The organism is Afipia sp. GW821-FHT14H12 (assembly GCF_058803465.1).
In genome coordinates this window covers 1-19,660 of record NZ_JBXAOZ010000001.1, presented here as the reverse complement: position 1 = coordinate 19,660, position 19,660 = coordinate 1, and the positions used below count along the sequence as shown (strand labels likewise).

The 19,660-nt window shown below is 55.9% G+C and carries 19 protein-coding genes; 8 read left to right on the top strand and 11 right to left on the bottom strand.

Annotation, left to right across the window (positions count from 1 at the left end):
* The first annotated feature begins 49 nt into the window (after positions 1–49).
* Positions 50–460, top strand: a complete 411-nt coding sequence (locus tag AC1RNA_RS00095) for a DUF2177 family protein (RefSeq protein WP_492949819.1) — start codon at positions 50–52, stop codon at positions 458–460.
* Here AC1RNA_RS00095 and AC1RNA_RS00090 read toward each other — a convergent pair.
* From AC1RNA_RS00090 to AC1RNA_RS00065, 6 genes are read right to left on the bottom strand one after another with little or no spacing between them, the layout of a single operon-like run.
* Positions 444–1,013: a hypothetical protein gene (locus AC1RNA_RS00090; RefSeq protein ID WP_009340163.1), complete on the bottom strand. Its 570-nt coding sequence runs from the start codon at positions 1,011–1,013 to the stop codon at positions 444–446. The two genes, AC1RNA_RS00095 and AC1RNA_RS00090, sit on opposite strands and share 17 nt — an antisense overlap.
* Positions 1,014–1,027: 14 nt before the next feature.
* Positions 1,028–2,056: an SAM-dependent methyltransferase gene (locus AC1RNA_RS00085; RefSeq protein WP_009340164.1), complete on the bottom strand. Its 1,029-nt coding sequence runs from the start codon at positions 2,054–2,056 to the stop codon at positions 1,028–1,030.
* Positions 2,053–2,886, bottom strand: a complete 834-nt coding sequence (locus tag AC1RNA_RS00080; protein ID WP_492949818.1) for a DUF1295 domain-containing protein — start codon at positions 2,884–2,886, stop codon at positions 2,053–2,055. The genes AC1RNA_RS00085 and AC1RNA_RS00080 overlap by 4 nt, the downstream gene beginning before the upstream one ends.
* Positions 2,883–3,740, bottom strand: a complete 858-nt coding sequence (locus AC1RNA_RS00075; protein ID WP_492949817.1) for an alpha/beta hydrolase — start codon at positions 3,738–3,740, stop codon at positions 2,883–2,885. Before AC1RNA_RS00075 ends, AC1RNA_RS00080 begins: the two co-directional genes overlap by 4 nt.
* Before the next feature lie 27 nt (positions 3,741–3,767).
* Positions 3,768–4,418, bottom strand: a complete 651-nt coding sequence (locus AC1RNA_RS00070; RefSeq protein ID WP_002717504.1) for a ChrR family anti-sigma-E factor — start codon at positions 4,416–4,418, stop codon at positions 3,768–3,770.
* On the bottom strand, positions 4,415–4,996 hold the full coding sequence (locus tag AC1RNA_RS00065; protein WP_492951145.1) for a sigma-70 family RNA polymerase sigma factor: 582 nt from the start codon (positions 4,994–4,996) through the stop codon (positions 4,415–4,417). The genes AC1RNA_RS00070 and AC1RNA_RS00065 overlap by 4 nt, the downstream gene beginning before the upstream one ends.
* Before the next feature lie 177 nt (positions 4,997–5,173).
* Between AC1RNA_RS00065 and AC1RNA_RS00060 the strand changes: the two genes are divergently transcribed.
* From AC1RNA_RS00060 to AC1RNA_RS00050, 3 genes are read left to right on the top strand one after another with little or no spacing between them, the layout of a single operon-like run.
* Entirely contained in the window at positions 5,174–6,553 is a 1,380-nt protein-coding gene (locus AC1RNA_RS00060) for an NAD(P)/FAD-dependent oxidoreductase (RefSeq protein WP_492949816.1), read from the top strand.
* Positions 6,553–7,374 carry a DUF1365 domain-containing protein gene (locus tag AC1RNA_RS00055; protein WP_492949815.1) on the top strand — a complete coding sequence of 274 codons (822 nt, stop codon included), beginning with the start codon at positions 6,553–6,555 and terminating at the stop codon, positions 7,372–7,374. Before AC1RNA_RS00060 ends, AC1RNA_RS00055 begins: the two co-directional genes overlap by 1 nt.
* Positions 7,364–8,584 carry a class I SAM-dependent methyltransferase gene (locus AC1RNA_RS00050; protein WP_492949814.1) on the top strand — a complete coding sequence of 407 codons (1,221 nt, stop codon included), beginning with the start codon at positions 7,364–7,366 and terminating at the stop codon, positions 8,582–8,584. The genes AC1RNA_RS00055 and AC1RNA_RS00050 overlap by 11 nt, the downstream gene beginning before the upstream one ends.
* 139 nt (positions 8,585–8,723) lie before the next feature.
* Here the strand turns inward: AC1RNA_RS00050 and AC1RNA_RS00045 are convergent, their stop codons facing one another.
* Both AC1RNA_RS00045 and hemH read right to left on the bottom strand, forming a co-directional pair.
* Positions 8,724–9,260 (bottom strand): CIA30 family protein, encoded by a 537-nt coding sequence (locus AC1RNA_RS00045; RefSeq protein WP_492949813.1) that lies wholly within the window; start codon positions 9,258–9,260, stop codon positions 8,724–8,726.
* A gap of 451 nt (positions 9,261–9,711) precedes the next feature.
* Entirely contained in the window at positions 9,712–10,752 is a 1,041-nt protein-coding gene (hemH, locus tag AC1RNA_RS00040) for a ferrochelatase (protein ID WP_492949812.1), read from the bottom strand.
* Between the two features lie 630 nt (positions 10,753–11,382).
* Here hemH and AC1RNA_RS00035 point away from each other — a divergent pair.
* The 3 genes from AC1RNA_RS00035 to AC1RNA_RS00025 all read left to right on the top strand — a co-directional run bounded on the left by AC1RNA_RS00035 (position 11,383) and on the right by AC1RNA_RS00025 (position 13,961).
* Entirely contained in the window at positions 11,383–11,754 is a 372-nt protein-coding gene (locus AC1RNA_RS00035) for a 2-hydroxycarboxylate transporter family protein (RefSeq protein WP_492949811.1), read from the top strand.
* Positions 11,755–11,922: 168 nt separating this feature from the next.
* Complete coding sequence (locus AC1RNA_RS00030) at positions 11,923–13,161, top strand: CaiB/BaiF CoA transferase family protein (RefSeq protein WP_492949810.1); 1,239 nt, start codon at positions 11,923–11,925, stop codon at positions 13,159–13,161.
* On the top strand, positions 13,158–13,961 hold the full coding sequence (locus AC1RNA_RS00025; protein WP_492949809.1) for an enoyl-CoA hydratase/isomerase family protein: 804 nt from the start codon (positions 13,158–13,160) through the stop codon (positions 13,959–13,961). Before AC1RNA_RS00030 ends, AC1RNA_RS00025 begins: the two co-directional genes overlap by 4 nt.
* Positions 13,962–14,001: 40 nt before the next feature.
* On the opposite strand, the gene AC1RNA_RS00020 is transcribed toward AC1RNA_RS00025, so the two are convergent.
* Complete coding sequence (locus AC1RNA_RS00020; RefSeq protein ID WP_492949808.1) at positions 14,002–14,208, bottom strand: hypothetical protein; 207 nt, start codon at positions 14,206–14,208, stop codon at positions 14,002–14,004.
* Positions 14,209–14,829: 621 nt separating this feature from the next.
* Entirely contained in the window at positions 14,830–15,738 is a 909-nt protein-coding gene (locus AC1RNA_RS00015) for a glycoside hydrolase family protein (protein WP_492949807.1), read from the bottom strand.
* A 782-nt stretch (positions 15,739–16,520) separates the two neighbouring features.
* Here AC1RNA_RS00015 and AC1RNA_RS00010 point away from each other — a divergent pair.
* A complete protein-coding gene (locus AC1RNA_RS00010; protein WP_492949806.1) occupies positions 16,521–17,747 on the top strand; it encodes an amidase in 1,227 nt (408 codons plus the stop codon).
* 23 nt (positions 17,748–17,770) lie between these two features.
* Here the strand turns inward: AC1RNA_RS00010 and lldD are convergent, their stop codons facing one another.
* Positions 17,771–18,919 carry an FMN-dependent L-lactate dehydrogenase LldD gene (lldD, locus tag AC1RNA_RS00005; protein ID WP_492949805.1) on the bottom strand — a complete coding sequence of 383 codons (1,149 nt, stop codon included), beginning with the start codon at positions 18,917–18,919 and terminating at the stop codon, positions 17,771–17,773.
* Positions 18,920–19,660 lie beyond the last annotated feature (741 nt).

Genomic DNA, 19,660 nt, shown 5'->3' with positions numbered 1-19,660 from the left:
TCACGCTAGAGCGTAACAGGAATAGTGCTGAGTAAGGAAAGGTCACCCCTTGAAAACTTATGGCATTGCCTACATCGCGACCGGTTTGGTGTTTCTCGCCATTGATGCGATCTGGCTGACTGTGGCGGCGCAACGGCTCTATCGTCCACTAATGGGTGACTTGTTGGTCGACGGCTTCAGGCTGGCGCCGGCGGCGCTGTTCTATCTCATCTACATCGCCGGAATCGTCTTGTTTGCAGTCGCGCCTGCTTTGGCCAGCGAAAGGTGGACGACAGCAACATCCTACGGCGCGCTCCTCGGGCTTTTTGCCTATGCGACCTATGACCTGACCAACCAAGCGACATTGAAAAACTGGCCGGTAGCGGTGACCATCGCCGATCTGTGCTGGGGAACATGTCTGACCGCGGTTGCGGCAACGGCCGGTTTCCTGATCACACGCGCCTTCACGTCCGCGAACTGATCTGGCTTATCAAGCCTGATGCGATAAGCCCGACGAAGACGCAGAGCGTGCCCGCGCTCATGGCGTTCAACCGGGAAAAGGCATGATATTCGGAAGTGGTGTAGATGTGGAGCGGGGTGCCATACATGCCATTGAGCCCGAGATAAATAAGGAAGGCTGCGCCGATTAGAACGAAGGCGATGGGCCGCTCCGAAGCTCTGAAGAACGTCGCCGCGATCAAGACGCATGGGATTAGAAAGATCTCCACCCCGGACGCAGGGCCAAATACCCGCGCGCTCAAGATCGTGTTGGCCATGCCGGCAATGGGGAGCAGCGCTCGCCCAGTCTTGGAATATCGTCTGGCAACGGCCGGCACAGCCATGAATAGCGGCGTCGACAGGAAGGTGAAGACAGTTGCCCAGACATGGTCGCTGACGGTCCAATAGACATAGAGTGGATAAAACGGCTGGTTGGACGCTACCACCAGCGCAATCAAGTTGCAGGCGGCGACCATGGGATCGTCATGAGCGGCGTAAGCGGCGATTCGATCCCACATGTATCGAGAAAGATTCATGGATAGACCGGGCGTTAGGCTGGGCGTAGGAGATAATGGCTTACGCCCCATTCCTCGCCGCCGGCATGTCCGAACAGCCCCGCCGTCGCCAGATAGAAGAGACGCCAGCGCTGGCGCCAGAGAATGGCATCGGCACCATAGACCGCGCCGAGAATGCGGTCGATTTGCTCGCGGTTTTCATCGAAGCGTGCCAGCCAGTCCACCGCTGTCTTCTGATAGTGAAGCCCGCTCCAGCGCCAGTCCTTTTCAACCACAAAGCAGTCCGGGAAATGCCCGATCAGGCCGTGGCTCGGCATGATTCCTCCCGTGAAGAAGTGCTGGGCGATCCAGTCCGCTTCGTTCCTGTGATCGAATCGATAGGGACTGTTCTTGTGACTGAAAACGTGAATGAACAGCCTTCCCGTCTCGGGGGCGAGCCACGTCCTGATACGTTCGAGCAGTCCCTCCCAGTTCGACATATGCTCGAACATCTCAACCGAGACGATCCTGTCGTACTGACTGCCCGCCGTGAATTCATTCATATCCGCCGTTAGGATACGCACATTGGCGAGGCCGCGTTCGGCCGCTTGAGTCTCGATATGAAGTCGCTGTGGCCTTGAGTTCGAGACAGCGGTGATGATCGAACGAGGGAAACGCTCGGCCATGAAAAGCGTCAGCGATCCCCAGCCGCAGCCGAGCTCCAAGATCGCTTGCCCGTCGGCAAGGTCGGCGTGTCTGACCGTCTCTTCAAGCGACATCCGCTCGGCGTCAGCCAGAGTTTCCTCACCCGTCCGATAAAGGCAGCACGAATATTTACGACGCGGACCAAGCGTGAGGGCGAAGAACTCGGGCGGCAGTTCATAATGCTGCTTGTTGGCGGCGTCGGCATATTCGGCTATCCGATACTCGCCCATGGCGCGCACGAAATCGCTCTCTGCCAAGTGCCCCTCGGTGGCAAGCTTTCGTCGCGTGCGTCCGACTAGGAGTTCGATGCCCATCTGCGCCAGAGAGTCGGGAAGAGGGGCGCGTTCCGCAGCGCGGATAACTGAGGCAATCAAGCTCATCGAATGTCTCCGTTGTCACTCGCATAGGCAGCGTGTTGTGGGCCTGGCCAGAATGCGTTGACGCGATGTTGATAGTCTCGAAATGCCTTGCCGCGCGAGCGCAGCATGTGCGCTTCCAAGGGCGGAATACCGGAGGCGTGAACGAGGAGCCAATACATTAGCAATGGTCCGGCGAGAGACAACCACCCCCAGGGGTAGGCACCTGAAAGATCGATTGCGATGATGGCGTAGGCGAACCAGCCTATCCATTCGAAAAAATAATTGGGATGACGCGACATCCCCCAAAGCCCAACGTCGCAAACCTTCCCTTTGTTTACCGGATGGGCACGAAATGCGGAAAGCTGACAGTCGGCGATCGACTCGCCGAGAACTGCCATGATCAAGAAGGCGAAAGCGAGCCAATCAGAGAATCTGAGCCCGGGTGCGGGGTTGTGAGCTGCAAGCGTGATCGACAGCGCCAGCGCCAGCCCCACCAGTGCCTGGATTTGCAGAAACCAGAGCAGGCGAACCTTGAATGCGTCTCCCCATTCCTCGCGCAACTGCCGGTAGCGCGGGTCGTCGCCGTCGCCGCGGGCGGTGCGAACAGCGATGTGGATGCCAAGCCGCAGTGACCAGACCAGCGCGAGAGCCGCCACGAGCACTTGACGAACCGAGATTGGGTTATCGGCGAGAGGCATAAGGGCCGCTGCCGCGCCGAAACAGCCGGTTGCAAAGGACCAGGTCGCGTCGATCCAGCCGGACTGACTGGTCCGCAGCGCCACAAGCCATGCTCCGGTCATCGTTGCCAGGAGGCAAGCCGCGAGCGCTACAAAGATGATTGTCGCCGTCATGCGGTATTACCCCGAACCGCCGTTGAATCGAGGAGCGATTGAGGATCGATATTTTTCAGAGCAAAGCTTACGACGTCATCGAGAACAGGCGCCAAGAACCGCAACGGTCGCGCCAAGGCGCCGATCAGCACGCGGTGATCGATATAGTCGTACAGCTTGATCTCGGCTTCGCCTCCGACACGTCTTATGCTTTCGGCCATCCGAACCGTATTGCCAGGATCGACGTGTCTATCCCGCCGCCCCGTTGCCAGAAACGTCGGTGGCGCATCTCTTCCAACGAAGTTAATTGGCTGCGTAGCGGCCAAGCCTTGATGCGGTCCAAAAATTTCTTTCAGCGTAGTGCTATTCAACGGAAGAAAGTCGTAGGGACCGGCAAGGCCGATCATCGCGCTGAGATCGCGGCTTGCAACAAGTCCCACTTTGGCAAGCCTTTTACGGTCAAATGCCAGCATCGCCGCGATGTGGGCACCGGCGGAATGGCCCATGACGATAAGCCGACGCGGATCGCCACTGAATTCCACTATATGATCCACGGTCCAGCGTATCGCCTCGGCCGCGTCATCAATAAAGTCAGGGAACCGGACCTCCGGAAAGACGCGATAATCGGGAATGACGACTGTGAAGCCGCGCGCCGCCAACGCCGACCCGACAAAAAAATAGTCGCCGCGCTCGCCTTCCTCCCAGCCTCCACCATAGAAGAAGACGATGACAGGGGAAGGTCCATGTATGGGGGGCTGATAGACGTCGAGGAGATGACGCGGACGCTGTCCATAGCGGATGCCCTTACGCGGTCGAGTTGCTCCGATCGCGGCGATCGCATTAAGAAAATTGAGCGGCGACGTAAACGCTTTCATCTGCTAGCAGCCATCCACCGGTCAGGATCAGAAACCCACGAACGGGCGCAAAAGGCGACCCAGGAATCCATGAAGCCGTGTGTCGCCTTCAAGAGCTGCAAGACAGACGCAATCCGATTCATGCCCCACGACCGGGCGATGATCGACATCGTCGCCCGCCTCGTCGAGATCCCCCGGGAAATACCGACCTCGCTCATCCAAAAGTGATCCGGACAGGATTTGCATGAATTCGAGGCCAGTATGTCCATGAGCTGGCAAATGAAGCCCCGCTCTCCCTTTGAGCAGCATGACCTTAGCGTCCGGACTGCCGGCGATCTTGACCTTGCTCCACTGGAAGCCAGGTCCAAGCCATTTCCACGGGCCGACCTCGCAGTCCTGCATCGCTCGCGGAAGTTCCAATCCCAATTCCGGATGCTTGATCGTAGGCCGGTCTCTCGCCTGTAACGGTTGAGCAACTTCAAGCCGCTCCATGGTGCGCCCGAAGAGATCCGCCGCAAGCGGAGCGGGTGGCATCTCGTCCAGGATTGCTCCGCCAATGGCCTCGAAATTCGCCATACGGTTGCGGCAGACGGTGCATCCTTCAAGGTGTACGGATACGACAAGCGCGGGGCCGGCACTCAACGTTCCGCTCGCCCTACGCATCAGCGTTTCGTCGCTGGGATGATGATTGATTGTCATATATTGTTGTCCAACAGGGTCCGAAGGCGATTGAGTGCCAGCCGGACACGGGATTTTACGGTGCCGAGCGGGATGCCCAACTCTCGAGCGATCTCCGCATGGGGCTTCTCAGCAAAGAAAGAGAGCCGCACGATCGTTGCCTGATCGCTCGGTAGGGATGCCAATGCCTTTCGCACCCCTTCTTCCCGTTCTGCCGTGATTGTGATGTCTTCACCCGATAGTGGCATGTCGGGTTCATCGCTCGGGTCCAAAATATTATCGGCTGTCCGAGACTGCGTGCGGCGCAGCCGGTCAATCCTTTGATTGCGAGCAATCGTAAACACCCATGTCGAGGCACCCGCTTTACCTGGATCGAAATAAGACGCCTTTTGCCATACCGCGATCATGACCTCCTGGGTCACTTCCTCGGCGACGGAATCCGCAAGACCTGACCTCAGAAGGAAGCTTTTGATGCGAGGCGCGAAATAGGCGAATAGCTGTGCGAAGGCATTTCGATCCTGCTCCCGCGCAACAGCATATATGAGACTGATCAGTTCCTCAGGAGAAGGTAACACCTCTTTTTGCCTGGCCTTGTTCAAAACAATAAGCCTCGCTGCGGGACGGACCTGCCGCGTGTGCCTTTTGTCGAGATGTAAACTTGCTGCATCCATTTGTCCTTCATACGCCCGCGTCCTGCAATCAGATCACGGGTTAGGTGATCTGCTACGCGCCAAGTTCCGTAAATATTGGCAGTTTGACGCGCGGAGGGAAATCCTTTGACCGGAAAGATTGCAGCCACCGACTGGCATAACGGACCAGAACACGGGCCGGCCCCGGGTCAAAGCCTTGATATTGCTGTTGTGGGCAGCGGCATTTCCGGCCTGTCCGCCGCGTGGTTGCTTTCCAAGAGGCACCGGGTTGTTCTTTACGAAGCCGATAACCGGCTGGGCGGACACAGCCACACCGTCGATGCTGGGGGCCTAGCAGTCGATACTGGATTCATCGTGTTCAACGAGAACACCTATCCCAACCTGACGGCTCTGTTCGATCACATCGGCGTTTCCACAAAGTGTTCCGATATGTCGTTTGCCGTTTCCCTCGACGACGGCCGTCTCGAATATTCCGGCACCGGACTACTAGGTCTATTCGCGCAGCGCCGGAACGCCATCAGCCCACGATTCTGGATGATGCTACGCGATCTCGTCCGCTTCTATCGCGAGGCACCGCGGAACGTTGCGGCACTGGGCATGATAACTCTTGACGAATATCTCGATGCGGCTGGCTACGGGGATGGATTCCGCAACGACCATCTCTATCCTATGGCGGCAGCCATCTGGTCGACTCCGGCGGCGAAAATCGGTACCTATCCCGCGGCTTCGTTCATCCGATTTTGCGAGAGCCACGGGCTGCTTAAGCTCACTGGCCGTCCCGTCTGGCGAACCGTCGCTGGCGGCAGCCGATGCTATGTCAGGCGGCTCTCCGAGACCATAGCGGAAGTCGTGTCAAACTATCCTATCAAAGCGATCGTTCGTACCGGAAATGGCGCCGATGTCATCGGGCTCGAGGGCAACCGCCGCCATTTCGATCACGTTGTCATCGCCGCCCACGCGGACGAGGCACTGAAGCTGCTGGCCGATCCGAGCAGCGAAGAACGGCGTCTTCTCGGAGCATTCGAATATATTTTCAACGATGCGGTCCTCCATTCCGATACGCGTCTGATGCCGCAGCGGCGTCGGGTCTGGTCGAGCTGGAATTACATGACCAGAGATGACCTTGACGGCCGCCGGCTTGCGGTCACCTACTGGATGAACCGCCTTCAGGGGATCGAGAGCGATCGGCCGTTGTTCGTGACGCTTAATCCTCACAAGGAAATTGAAGCCGACACAATCTTGAAACAGATGCGTTACAGCCATCCCCGTTTCGATGCCGCGGCAATGGAGGCGCAGAAGCAGCTTTGGTCGCTGCAAGGTAGCCGCAACACCTGGTTCTGCGGCGCCTATTTCGGCGCAGGGTTTCATGAGGATGGGCTGCAAGCCGGTCTCGCGGTCGCCGAAGCGATCGGCGGCGTGCGGCGGCCATGGACGGTTCGGAACGAATCCGGGCGAATTCATATATATGAAAGCGAGCTTGATCTGCCTGAGACGGAGGCAGCCTGATGCCAAAGTTCCGATCAGCTCTTTTCGCTGGTTCTGTGATGCACCACAGGCTCCGGCCAAGACAGCACCGCTTGCGCTACAGAATCTTCTATCTCCTGCTCGATCTCGAAGAAATCGATGCTCTGGCAAGCAGGCTTCGCTTGTTCTCGCATAACCGTTTCAACCTCTTTAGTTTCCACGATCGCGATCATGGCGAGGCTGCAACCATGCCGCTTCGCGACAGGATCGAGCGGCACCTGGAGGAAGCGGGCATCGAAGCGGGCGGGCCGATCCAACTGCTCGCCATGCCGCGCATCCTAGGATACGCCTTCAATCCGCTAAGCATCTATTTCTGTCACAGACGCGACCAATCACTTTCCGCGATCTTCTACGAGGTCAACAACACCTTCGGGCAGCGCCACAATTATCTCATTCCCGTGCCCTCAGGCATCGAGGGGCCAATCCGGCAAGAAAGCCGAAAATCTTTTTATGTGTCGCCATTCATGACCACCGACATGGTCTATTCGTTTTCTGTCGTGCCTCCGGGAACGGATTTAGCGGTTTCAGTCATCGGCCGCGACGAGAGCGGGCCGCTTATTATTGCCAGGCTGGCCGCTGCCCGACAGGAGTTGACGGACGCTTCACTTGCGCGCGCCTTTTGCGTTTATCCACTGCTGACATTCAAAGTCATCGCGGGAATCTACTGGGAAGCGTTTCTGATTTGGCTGAAGGGCATTCGCCTGCATCGTCGACCCTTGCCACCCGATCAATCGGTCACCGTTGGGCGTAGCGCTAGTCCTGAGATCAATCATCCAGAGAAGAAAACAGCGAATGGTCTTTGATGGAAAAACGAGAACAATGGACGGGATTGGGGACCGCAAGGAAAGCTTGGCCGCCCGCGTCTTGCGCCGAATGATCGCCCAGATCGAGTTCGGCCATATCATGGTTGTGCTGCCCTCCGGTGATCGTATTGAGCATTCTGGTGCGCAGGCGGGACCTTCTGCAACGCTTGTTCTCCGCCGCTGGCGTGCGATCCGGCGACTCCTCAGCCACGGAGATATGGGCTTTGCAGAAGCCTATATCGAGGGAGATTGGTCGAGTCCCGATCTTGCCGCATTCCTGGAATTGGCAGCGCGAAACATCGCCGTGCTCGATCGCAAGATGTCTGGTTTCTGGCCTGTCCGCATGTTTAATCGCGCGCGGCATTTACGGCACGCGAATAGTAAAGCGGGTAGCCGCAGGAATATCTCGCTTCATTACGATCTCGGCAATGATTTTTACCAGTGCTGGCTCGATCGGAGCATGACGTACTCCTCTGCGCTCTATGCGCATCCAAACCAGACGCTTGAAGACGCTCAGGAAGCCAAGCTGTCACGAATCGAAAAACTCCTGGACCTCCGCGGTGGCGAGGATATCCTTGAAATTGGCTGCGGCTGGGGCGCGTTGGCCGTGAGATTGGCCCGCGCAGGGGCTCGCGTTACCGGTGTTACCCTGTCGTCGGAGCAACTGGCACTCTCTCGACAGCGCGTAGAACAGGAAGCTCTGGTCGGCAGAGTTGCTTTGGAATTGACCGACTATCGCGACATCGAAGGCTCTTATGACAGGATCGTATCGATCGAGATGCTGGAGGCGGTCGGTGAGGCGTACTGGCCGATTTATTTCAAAACCCTGCATGATCGCCTGAACGTCGGCGGCATAGCGGTCCTGCAAGTGATCACGATTAACGAGGCTCGCTTCGAGGCCTACCGCGGTTCCGCCGATTTTATTCAGCGTCATATCTTCCCAGGCGGGATGCTTCCAACGAAAGCGATCATTATCGAACAAGTTGCACAGGCCGGCCTCAAGCTCGTTTCAACACAAAGTTTCGGCCAGAGCTATGCCGCGACACTGGCCGAGTGGCGCAAACGTTTCTTGGCGTCATGGCCCAGCATCACCGAAATGGGGTTTCCGGAGCGCTTTCGCCGGCTCTGGGACTATTACCTATGTTATTGCGAGGCAGGTTTCAGGGCCGCAACTATCGATGTGGACTTTTATGTTCTCGCCAAAAGCTGACGGCCTAGATGGAAGAAGCAAAAATTTTTTGAGGAACCCTTTGTCTTCTCCCAGCAGACACAAAATCGGCTCCATTGATTACTTGAGGTAGGTCCGCGAATCTAAATCGGTTTGTCGCCTAGATGACTTCTCGCAGCTTTCAGTCGTGAATATCAGCGCGAATATAACTCAATCCGCCGATAGCAAAATCGCACTGAAAGGCTCGGCCTATGGCCACCAGCCCGATACGCCGCAACCGACGTTTATCGAGTGGAATATCAGTGCGATAAGGAGCAAAGGCGCTGAACCGCAAAACGACGGTCCGCCAATCTGCATATGCCGTGAAATTTTGGCGGTACGACTGCCACGGCTTTGCCAAATAGTCCGTCCTCAAGTGAACGCCGTAGAGCTCGCCATTGCCAAACACGTCGATCGCAATTCCGTCCCAGCCACTTGCATCCACCACATCGGCTGTCGGCGAGAGATCGAGTGCGGCTTGAACAAATCCTCCATTATTTTCCAAGCTGACGTCTCCGCGCACACGGATGGCGGCCCGACCAGCGATCACCTCGCGACCTATCACTCCTTTGGAATCTCCACCCATGACCTGGTCTGTAACAAGTCGCCAGACGCTGCCAATCGTAGCCACAAGAGGCTCCCCGCTGAGGTCATCTATTATGGTGGGCGCAGGCAACATCTTCCCGTCCCTCATGCTTGTGAACGCACGTTAGCGACACGCCGAAGAATGGCAGCACCAGCAGAGGCGCAACTCAGCCACGCCATCTCATAGGATGGCCCTGTTCGCCGATGGCGGCTTGATGGCCTCAAAACCCTACGCTGCGTCCGGAGCTTATATCGGCCGAATGTCCGGTCGTTGCCGCACCTGCACCTGCGACACCAAGATCGCGACGGGCGAAGCTGCGTACCCGTCCAATTTTCTCTGCTGGAATTCTTGATCAAGAACCGTTCATGTCTTGAGCAAAGTCCTTGGATCATCATGCTTTATCGAACCCTCAACCAAATGCCAAAAGAGCGCGAGAAGACCATCACGCAAGCGGCCCGCGCATTCATGGAATGCTTGTAGCAAAAAGGGTCGGCCTTATCGGGCGTGCTGGCTCGGGAAGCTGTTCGTCGTAGCTAGCCGCGCCTTACACCCAACCTGCCAATTCCTTTCTGACGACGTGTTCTATGACTTTCATTCCGTCCGTCCCGTCGTTGAGGCACGGCACATGAGTGAACCGTTCGCCGCCACTGTGAAGAAAAGCTTCCTTCGCCTCCACTGCAATCTCGTCGAGAGTTTCGAGACAGTCGGAAACGAAGCCTGGATTGATCACTGCAATTTTCTTTGTTCCGTTTTTTGCCAGTTCTTCGACGGTCTTATCGGTGTATGGCTGCAGCCACTCTTCCGGACCAAACCTCGATTGAAACGTCACCATTATCCGGTCTTTGTCCCAGCCAAGACGTTCCCCGAGCAGCCTCGTCGTTTTGTGGCACTGGCAGTGATAGGGATCGCCCTTCTTGAAATACGACATCGGAATGCCGTGGTAGGACGTGAGCAGTATCTCCGGCTCCCAATCAAGAGTGGCAAGATGACTTTCGATCGAATTGGCGAGAGCGTCGATATAGATTGGATCGTCGTGATATCTTGGCACCGTGCGAATTGCTGGCTGCCATCTCAGATTGATCAGCGCCCTGAAACTCTCGTCATTCACCGTCGCAGTCGTCGCGGCCGCATATTGAGGATAGAGCGGATAGAGAAGAATTCTTTCGCATCCGGATTCCTGAAGATCCTGGATCTTGCTGCGTATTGATGGCTTCCCGTAACGCATGGCCCAGTCGATCCGCACCGACGAAAATTCCGACAATCTGTTTGCGAGTTGCGAAGCCTGGCTGCGTGTGTAAGTCCGCAGGTAGCTTTCGTTCTTTTCCTTGTTCCAAATCGTCTCATAGGCTTTTGCGACTTTTCTCGGCCTTGTGTTCAGCACGATGCCGTAGAGTATCGGATACCAAAGCCAACGAGACCACTCGATGACGCGGCGATCTGTCAGGAATTCTGCGAGATATCGGCGCAGTGAAACGGGATCGGTAGCCTGGGGCGTGCCGAGATTGATCAGCAACACGCCGATTTTGCCAAATTCCACCTTCGGATGCTCGTAGGGGGCGTTCTTAATCAAAACTCGACCATCCATTTCGGAAAAGTTTTGTTAGCGTAAAAGGGCGCGTAAGATCGTAAAGCGTAGTGTCTAGCTCCAAGAGCAGCTCACGCTAGAATGTTTCAGAACCGATTTTGCGTTTTTCTATGAATGACATCGAATCTGGTCTCCGGCATGTTCAAGTATGTTTACGAGCTGGAGAGCCCGGCGGATCACTGCCTCAACGGAACAGCCTGAATGGGCTATATCCGCGCTGTGACCTATAAGAGAAAGGAGGAAAGGCGGGACCATAAGAATGGCGCTTAGAATGGCCATCTGCCCATAGCAGTCAGGGCAGGGCGATGCTTTACGACCATAAGCCGACAAGCGTTTTTTGTGCTCCGCCCAACGCCACAGAGAGTTACTTTTTGATCCGTCGTGCAAGCAGTCCGACTATGGGATATTCAGCCTGCCAGGCGGCTATCAGATCCGCGGACGAGACATGGCAGGAAGCAGGGACGCGCGATGAACGGCATAGATAGTCCGAGCCCCAAACCCGCATCCACAGGCATTCATATCCTGAACGGCTATCACGCCCTTGCCATAGACGAGCATCGCCGCGACTTCGCCCCCACTCTCTGGGACGTCCATTGTCCGGCGTTGAGCAACGCTGGTTCATAGGTGCCCATGCCAACGTCGAGGGCGGCTACGAAACAGATCTTCTGGGTGAAAACCGGCGACGACAAGGCGATGGGCGCGTTGCTCGTCTCGTGGAACCAACTCGTAGCGTCCTTCAACATCGGCTACATCATGATCTACACGGCGACAGTGCTGGCTATGGTCGCATCCGGCTTTTTTGTCGGAAAATGGCTGAACATGTATCCGGTCGAGGCGGCTATCGTGACGGCCTGTCACTCGGGCCTCGGCGGGACAGGCGACGTTGCGATCCTGGGTGCATCGGATCGCATGGGTCTAATGGCCTTTGCCCAAATCGCGACGCGCGTCGGCGGTGCGATCATGATCGTGATCGCGACGTTCCTGATGAAGATGATTTACTGATTCTGTTTCCCCTGCGACTGAGGCGAGGCCTTCCAATCTAACGGAAGGCCTCATTATTTGTTTTGTGCAGCGCAGAGCGCATTGCGCTCTGCAGAGTTGTATCTTTTGCGTCGCTTCGCTTAGAAAGGTCTACAGATCAATCGCACACTTGGACAACAGCAAGGCGCCATGGCCGATACGTCTCAGCACAAGACCGAAAACGCAATTCCCCGTCCGTTGCCGCTGGCCGGTGTGAGGGTTCTCGATGTCTGTCAGGTCATGGCCGGCCCCTACAGTTGCATGCTGCTCGGCGACCTTGGCGCTGACGTCATCAAGATAGAGCCGCCGGGTACCGGCGATCAGACTCGCGGAGCCATGGGGTTCAAGATGAAGGGCCCGGACAGCATGGGCTTCCTCAATATGAACCGGAACAAGCGTTCGGTTGCCGTAAACCTCAAGAGCGAAGCCGGACGCGAGCTTTTCTATGAACTGGTGAAAACCGCCGACATCGTGGTGGAGAATTACCGGCCCGGCGTGATGAAAAAGCTCAAATGCGATTACGAAACGGTGCGGAAATACAATCCGCGCCTAGTTTACGCATCTATCTCCGGCTTCGGCCAGACAGGTCCTTGGGCTGAGCGTCCCGGCTTCGATCTGATGGCGCAGGCCATGTCCGGGGTGATGAGCGTCACTGGCCATCCCGGGGGACTGCCGGTCAAGGCGGGGGTGCCGGTGGCTGACATCGGATGCGCCTTGTTCGCCACCTATGCGATGCTGGCTGCCTATATCGGAGCGAAAAACACCGGCGAGGGTCAGTATATCGATGCTTCGCTGTTCGAGGCCGCGCTTGCTTTCTCGGTTTGGGATATATCCGAATATTGGGGACGCGGCACGCAGCCGATTCCGCTCGGCACCGCCAACCGCATGAGCGCGCCATATCAAGCCGTCAAATCGAAGGACGGCTATTTCGTCATGGGCGCCACCAACCAGAAGCTTTGGTCGCAGCTCTGTGAGAAAATCGGCCGGCAGGATCTCGCCGAGAATCCCCGTTTCAAGACCAATCCCGATCGTCTTGCCAATCGCGAGGAACTGATCACGGAGTTGGAGAAAACTTTCGTGACGCGATCTTCGGACGAATGGGTGGAAACCCTGCTTGCGGCGGGCATTCCAGCCGGCACCATGTACAGCTATCCCGAAGCCTTCGAGAGCGAGCACGGCCGCCACAGGCAGATGCGGATGGAGATTGATCACCCCAACGAAGGGAAGGTGTCGAACATCGGCTTTGCCGTGAAGCTGACCGGAACGCCGCAAGAAGTGCGCCGTCATCCGCCTTTGCTCGGTGAGCATACTGATGAGGTGCTGAAAGAGATCGGTCTCGATTCTGCCGCCATTGAAAATCTCACCGCCCGCGGAGCTTTCGCGCCATGAGCCCTCAGTCTCCGGCGACTGCCACCGAACAGGATCAGGGAGGCGTTCGCTTCACGAAGGATGGCGCTATCGCCCGTCTTATTTTCGACCGGCCGCGCGCGCGCAACGCGATGACCTGGCGCATGTACGAAGAGCTGGCGGAGGCCTGTGCGAAGATCGCCGGCGATCCATCCATCCGTGTCGCAGTGTTGCGCGGCGCCGGCGGCAAGGCTTTTGTTGCGGGCACGGACATCGAGCAATTCCGCGCTTTTTCTTCCGGCGAGGATGGAATTGTTTATGAGGAGAAGGTCGAGAAATACGTCAGCGCCCTCGAGGCGTTGCCCATTCCGACCATCGCGGTTGTGGAAGGCTGGGCGGTCGGCGGCGGCATGGCGCTGGCCAATGCATGCGACTTCCGCATCGCCACGCCCGGCGCGCGCTTCGGCGTGCCCATCGCCCGGACGCTCGGCAACTGTCTGTCCGCGTCCAATGTGCGGCGGCTTGCCGCCACACTGGGCGTGAGCGTGGTCAAGCGCATGCTCCTTCTGGCCGAGACACCTGCTGTTGAGGAACTGCCCACCGGTTATGCCTCCATCATTCCGGCCGAAGAGATCGACGCCAGGGTTGGGGAGTTATGCGATCGGCTTGCTGGTCATGCGCCAATCACGTTGCGCGTGACAAAGGAGATGCTACGGCGTTTGGCGTCTGATCCGCGCGTGGCCGATGCCGATCTTGTGCCTGAAACTTACGGCAGCGAGGATTTCCGCGAGGGCGTCGATGCTTTCCTCGCAAAGCGCCCGCCGGTCTGGCGCGGCAAGTAAGTCCGACCTCTCGTGATAAGCTCTCGGCGTTGAGTGGTGCTCAATGACCCGGGTTGCGGGCCGCCGCACTTGCCTGGACCGCGAGCTTCGCCGCAATCTCATTGACGCGTAGCACGGGCTTGTCGTTGGCTCGCGCCACCAGATATTCGCCTGAAATGACACCGATCTGATCGGTGGGGACAAAAGCGGTGGTCAGCGGCGGATCCGGCTCGCGGCGCAGTTGTGCGCTCTCAAGCCGAGGAGCCATACAGAAGGCTTATCGACCCTGTCGATCTCGTAGATCGCGGGATGTTGTGGGCGGCCCTCTGGTGGCGGATCGCCTGTCCGATCGACGCCCGACTTGATCGGACTCTCGAACGACGCTTTGGGCCCGTATTTGCAGGCAGAGTTTCTTTCTGAAGGAGGATATCAGTTAATTCCCCCGACTTCACCCAAAGTTCGTCATCCGCGACAGGTGCGGATTGTTCCTGTTTCCCGAGATTTTCATTGAAAATGGGAGCAGCCACTAGTGATGTGCTTGCAGTGAGCTCAAGATGGCGCCTTTAAACTACTAGGTGTACTGTCCGCACTTTCATATCGACAACCGCACTAGAACGCCCTTTCTCTATTCGGCCTTCGGCAACCTGCTACGCGATCTTTCACTGCATTCGATAGGTAGTCCGGATGATGGGGAGCATATCAAGCAGAATCCTCAGCGACATACCAAGATGGCCGGCCGACTGGTGCGGATCAGCGCCACGTTGCATGGGCCAGGGCTATTTGAACAAGCCGGTCCCGGTTTGTTGCTTCTGGCGATTGGTCGGATACTTCCAGATCAAAGGAGACCAACAATACAAGTCCTGAAAAGGATCATCCCAGAACGGAAGAATCAAAAAACAACAGCTAGGCCAATGCCAGTCCTGCCGAAGTCGTTGCCATTATAGAACATCAATGTTCCGGCTTGTGTTTCAACGATGCTTGCAAAACATGTCATCTCAGAATCCCAACCAAAGGCAGATGTATTTAATCCGAGGTGATCTTGGCGGGTCCAGGTCCTGCCATCATCTGACCGCGCATATCCGATGCGATAACCTTTGGAGAAAGTGCGGCTAGAATAAAAAATGTTGAGTTCATCGCCGCGTATCAACATGCCAGGTCGGCCAAATCCGTATTCGTCTGGGGCCTGCGGTTCAATGGATAAGATGCCTTTATCGGGCCAAGTGATGCCGTCTTCAGATTCCGCGTAAGCAAGATGATAGGTCGGGACCCGTTTGCCCGAAATGTTCACGAAGCCGGAACCTGCGGCGTACCAAATCTTATAGAGACCGCTGTGCTTCATGATGTGCGCGCCGGTTCGAACTACGAGCTCGGATGGGCTTCGATCTAGGACTGGGGATTTTTGATATCGCCGGAAGGTATTCCCGCCGTCCTTGCTGATTGCGAGACCAGTGAACAGCATGTATCTCGCCTTGGGTGTTAGTTGCCAGCCGGCATAATAAAGGCGAATACCGTCGTGGTCTTTGAATACTGAAAGCGGTGTAACACCATTGTCGTCGAAGCATCCATCATCGCCAATGTCGAGGCACGGTCGATCAGAGAACCCTATAACCTTGGTTGGTTCATTTGCATCGACGTCGAACCAACCAATTCGACCGACTTGATCTTTATCGCGAGAAGCGAAGTAGACACGTATCGTGCTGTCATCAAGCAGAAGAGCCGTCGGCACATAGGTGTGTGAATTCATCCAGTCGGCACGACCAGATGCATCGAACACTACGCCAACTTTTTCAAACCTCATGCGTTAGCCTTTTCCGCCTGTTCGTAAATCCTCGTTTCAGCCAATTCGAGTGCTGCTCGTAGTGCGACGAGATCGATATCTACTTCGAAGACGGACCACACGAAAAATGCTCTTGGTATGGTCTGCGTTGGACTCAGAGACAGAATATAGGGCTGTCCAATCACTGCGGCTATGGTGGTAAAGCATTCAGAATGATGATTTGGCGAACCCGGGCCCATTCATTCGTCCCCAGATTTCGCAAGAAATTAGAGCAAACCAAGGGCAAATCCAATGCCCACGTTGCGCTGGAAGCACCGCGCGTGAGGTGCGTTTTATCGGACAATTGGAAGGCTGAAATCCGGCGGCTTTAGAGCACGCGGGCCGCGATACTCTGGCTTGCGATTAGTGGCTAATCCTCGTTTGGCCGGGATCGGCAGGGGCGATCCGCCAGACACTCTATGCCGTGATCGATGTCGTGATGGGGCTTCGTTTGGGGTAGCTGGGTTTCTTGAATAGCCCAGGACTGACCAATGATTCCGGCGAACAGGCATGGACGAAATTCCAGAGAAAAATACTCTATGATGAGAATCTGGCGTACTCGAAGGCGAAGAAATGCGGTGAATGGAATTCAAGGATAGACAGATCCGAGACGGTTTAAGTCGGAAGATCGAATTGATACCTACATGATCAAATCCTGAGATATTTACTGCGAGCAGCCGTTGAAAGTGATGTCGCGCCCGTGTCGTTATGAAGATGGTCAATCCAAGAAAATTTTGGACTGAACGGGAATTGGGTAATCAACGATGGTCTCTGTTTATGAGCAAACTCAAGCAGCGCTTCGCGCCATAAAAACACGAGAGCCTGAAGTTCGTGCCTGGACCCATCTGAATGAAGAATCGGTTCTGGAAGAGGCAATGGCGATTGATCATCGCGCAGCAGGCGAGGAGCTATACGGAGTCATTGTTGCGGCTAAGGACATTTTTGAGACGGCGGATATGCCGACGACATATGGCTCGCCAATCTACAAAGATTACAGGCCGGTCAGAGACGCCGCGGTGATTGCAAGGCTGCGCGAAAAAGGCGCCTTGATATTGGGAAAAACATTTTCGACTGAGTTTGCCTCGGCGTTTCCGGGGCCAACTCGGAATCCTCATAATCTGGATCATACGCCGGGTGGATCATCGAGTGGCTCTGCGGCTGCTGTCGCTTCCGGGATGGTACGTGTGGCGCTGGGAACGCAAACACTAGGATCGATCATTCGGCCAGCTTCATATTGCGGGATCGTTGGTTTCAAGCCGACATATGGAAGAGTCAGCAGATCCGGCGTGCTGAACTTGTCGGAGACACTCGACACAGTAGGTTTTTTCGGGGCGATCCTGGAAGATGTCGAGCGGGTGTTCTATTCACTGACGAACGAAATTGCTCCTGCCAGGATTCCGAACGAAAAACAGCCGAGGCTTGCCTTTTGTAAAGGGCCGGGGTGGGACGATGCGAATGCCGGCGTGCAGGATCGTATAGGCAGATACGTGGACAGCCTTCGGGAAGAAGGCGCTTTTATTGAGAATCTGGATTTACGCTCGACATTATCGGAGATCCTGCGCGCGGCTCAAATCGTTCACGATGCTGAAGCGTATCGAAATTTCACTTGGGAACGTACGCAACATTTCGATCGTTTAAGCGCCGAGTTCCAGAATGTTTTGAGCAGGGGGGAGGCTGTCACCGAGGAGGCGTATGAGCGTGCGCTGATTGTTGGTAAAGTCGGGCGGGCACAAATGCAAAAGGTCTTCGAAAAATTTCATGCACTCATAACCTTATCCGCTACTCAAGAGGCGCCGGTAGGCTTGGCGTCGACCGGCTCGCCGAACATGAATGCAGCCTGGACGTTTTTGCGGGGGCCGTGTGTGTCCTTGCCAAAGCTGAAAGCGGCAAACGGTCTTCCGGTTGGCGTTCAGCTTATTGGTAAGCCTTTCGAAGATGGCCAGTTGCTGAGTTGTGCTCACTGGCTCAATGCGCAATGTCCAGATTCTTGAATCTGCGTCGTTTGAGGACGGCCCTAAAGTTGTAGGCTGTCTTGAAAGATGTTGTCTCGGTTGATTTCCTGAATGGAGTTGACGCCCATCAGTGTCATTGCGACGCGCATCTCTTTGGCCAGCATATCAAGAAGATTTTCCACGCCTGACTGGCCTGCCGTAGCTAGGGCATAAATGGTGGCGCGCCCCAACAAAACCGATTTGGCGCCGAGCGCCAGCATCCGGACAATATCCAGCCCGGAGCGAATGCCGGAATCGGCCAGTATTGTAAGGTCATTTCCCACAGCATCCGCGATCGCGGGAAGAGCGCGTGCCGACGATGCCGCGCCATCAAGCTGTCTTCCGCCATGATTGGAAACCACGATGCCGTTTGCGCCGAAAGACACGGCATCCCGTGCGTCCTGAGGATCCAGTATCCCCTTGATGATGATCGTCCCCTTCCAGAATTCTCTTATCCATTCGAGATCGGACCAGCCGATCGTGGGATCGAAATTGTTGGCGAGCCAGCCGATGTAATCCTCCAGGCCGACGACCTTGCCTGTGTAAGCCGAAATATTTCCAAGATCGTGAGGGCGTCCCATGATGCCGACATCCAAGGCCCATGCCGGTTTGAACATGGCTTGCAGGATGCGCTTGGGATAGCGGTACGGGCCTGACATGCCCGAATGCGGGTCTCTGTAGCGGGAGCCCGGCGTCGGCATATCGACGGTAAAGACGAGAGTGCGAATTCCGGCCGCCCATGCGCGCTCAAGCGCGTTCTTCATGAATTTCCGGTCTTTGAGAACATAGAGCTGAAACCAGATTGGCTGACGGCTCTGCGATTGGACTTCCTCGATTGAGCACACCGAAACCGTGGACATCGTGAAGGGAATCCCCTTCGCCTGAGCCGCCTTGGCTGTCTGGACCTCGCCGCGGCGTGCGCACATGCCCATCAAGCCGATGGGAGCGATGGCGACCGGCATTGCCAGTTGCTGGCCGAACAATTCCGTCTTCAGACTCAGGTCGCCGACGTTCCTGAGAATGCGCTGTTTGATATTCACCCTTTGAAGGTCGTCGGTGTTGGATCGCAGGGTCTGCTCGTAGCCGGCGCCACCTTCGATATAATCCAACAGGAAACGAGGAAGACGGTGTTGCGCGGCGGATCGGTAGTCCAGGGGGGATGCAATGATCATGGAAGAAGCCATCGGGGAGGGAAGCGAACCGGAGGCAATCTAACAGCTCTTCTTATGTTTTTGTATTTTCCGGTGCTTGCGTCGCGCAGCTGCAATTTCCGACTCTAAATAGAGTGGTCTCTCTGTCTCGCCGGGGACGAATTTCAGGACTGGCCTTAATCCCATGAACGGCCGACAGACCGATTAAGCTCTTGGGCCACTTCACCCAATATTTTGCATTCAAACAGTATATTGATACTAAAAAATGAATTCAAAAATGAAGTTGAAAATATAGGTAATTCCCACGGGGCACTTCGTCGGTTTGGCACTTAATTTTGCTTGATATTCTTAAGGATTGAAGACAAAGCCGCGTATGCTGAGTGGGGTTGAAAAGAACCTCAGCCAGGTCAGGCCGCGCCCTGCGGCCTAGCCCAGCGGGGGGTAACGCCTTGGATGATATGGTCGCGGAGCGCGGTGAGGGTTTCCTCGAACATGAATAATTCATGTTTATTTTCAATATATTATAGATTTTTAAGGCCGGGCATCTTTTCAGCTGTGCTTTGCCTCAGGTTGTTAGACAGAAATATTTTGTATGCAAAAATAATTTGCTGTCAAAAATATCATATGCAATATTTTGATGGTAGAAGAAACATTAAAGACAAAGGCTTGAAATATGACCCATGCTCAAGGGCGCCATTTTCTTCAAATCCCGGGTCCGAGCCCTGTTCCGGATCGGGTGCTGCGGGCGATGGACATGCCGGT